This is a genomic window from Methylobacterium sp. WL116, assembly GCF_008039455.1.
Classification (GTDB): Bacteria; Pseudomonadota; Alphaproteobacteria; order Rhizobiales; family Beijerinckiaceae; genus Methylobacterium.
In genome coordinates, this window is record NZ_VRUV01000850.1 from 1 (window position 1) to 1,263 (window position 1,263).

The window sequence follows — 1,263 nt, forward strand, 5'->3', positions numbered from 1 at the left end:
CCGACACGTCGAGGCCGTAGAGCTGCGCCAGCGGCTCCAGGGCGGCGCGGGCCGAGAGCGGCCGGTCGATCACCGCGCCGTCGAGGTAGGCGGCGGCCTCGATCGCGATCGGCACGGCGACGCCGAGGTCGGACAGGATCCGCTCGATCAGCCGGTCGAGGTCGCAGCCCTCGATCCGGCCGGTGATCCAGTGGCCGACCCGCCAGTTGCCGGCATCGGCCCAGACCGAGCCCTGGTCGGGAAAGGCCGGGTAGGGCCGCGCGTCCCAGGCCCAGACGAAGACCGCGCCCGGGTCGACCATCGGCCCGCCGTAGACGGGCGAGAGCGGGTTGTCGGCGGCCGCGAAGCCCGCCGCGACGGGATCGAACCGCGACAGGATCGCCTCCAGGCCGCGCAGCTGGATCAGCTCGTCGCGCAGGCCGCGCGAGGCGGGCGGAAAGGCGCTCTCGGAGGATTTCGGGTCGGGGAAGACGTTGGGTCCGTTGGTGCCCTTGTCGACCGCCGGCACGCCGATCTCGGTGAGCCAGATCGGCTTCCCGCGCGGCACCCAGGCCGTGGCGCGGGTCTCGACCCCGCCCGCCCGCTCGACGTGCGCGCTCGACCACCAGCCGACGAGGTCCTTGGGCCGGAACGTCCACGGCTTCCCGTAGGCGCCGTCGGTGATCGGACTGCGGCGCTGCGCGGCGCGGGCCTCGTCGTCGGCGTAGTACCAGTCGAACGCCTCGCCGCCGCCGAGCCGGGCCTTGAGGAAGCCGCGGTCGTAGATCGTGTCGGTCTCGGCGAGGTCGGCCTGCGCGGGCGTGTCGCGAAAGTCCGAGATCGGCGGATAATAGTCGATCCCGACCGCGTCGATGCTCGGGTCGGAAAACAGCGCGTCGAGGGGGAAGCGCACGCTGGCGCCGCCGTCGCGGACCTGGGCGCCGTACTCGGTCCAGTCGGCGGCGTAGACGAGCTTCACCGACGGCCCGAGCCTCCGGCGCACCGTTCGGGCGAGGTCGATCAGCGCCGTTGCCGCCGGGCAGGTCTCGCCCGCGCCGCGCACGCGGGTGAGGCCGACGAGCTCGCTGGCGAGGACGAAGCCGGAGAGCAGCGTGCCGGCGGCCGCCCAGCCGGCCGCGAGGTCGGCATAGTGCAGCACCTGCCGGCGATAGCCCTGCGCGCCGGCGAAGTAGGCCAGCACCTGCGCCTCGGCCGCCGCCGTCCCGTCCGGGCTGCCGGGCTGGCCGGGGGCGGGATCGCAGGTGATGCGGCCGCGCCAGGGGT

General features: G+C 74.6%; 1 protein-coding gene. It reads right to left on the bottom strand.

All coding sequences use genetic code 11. From position 1 onward, the window contains the following. A partial coding sequence (locus tag FV223_RS27895) for a glycoside hydrolase TIM-barrel-like domain-containing protein (protein WP_187276282.1) occupies positions 1-1,263 on the bottom strand: 1,263 nt, incomplete at both ends.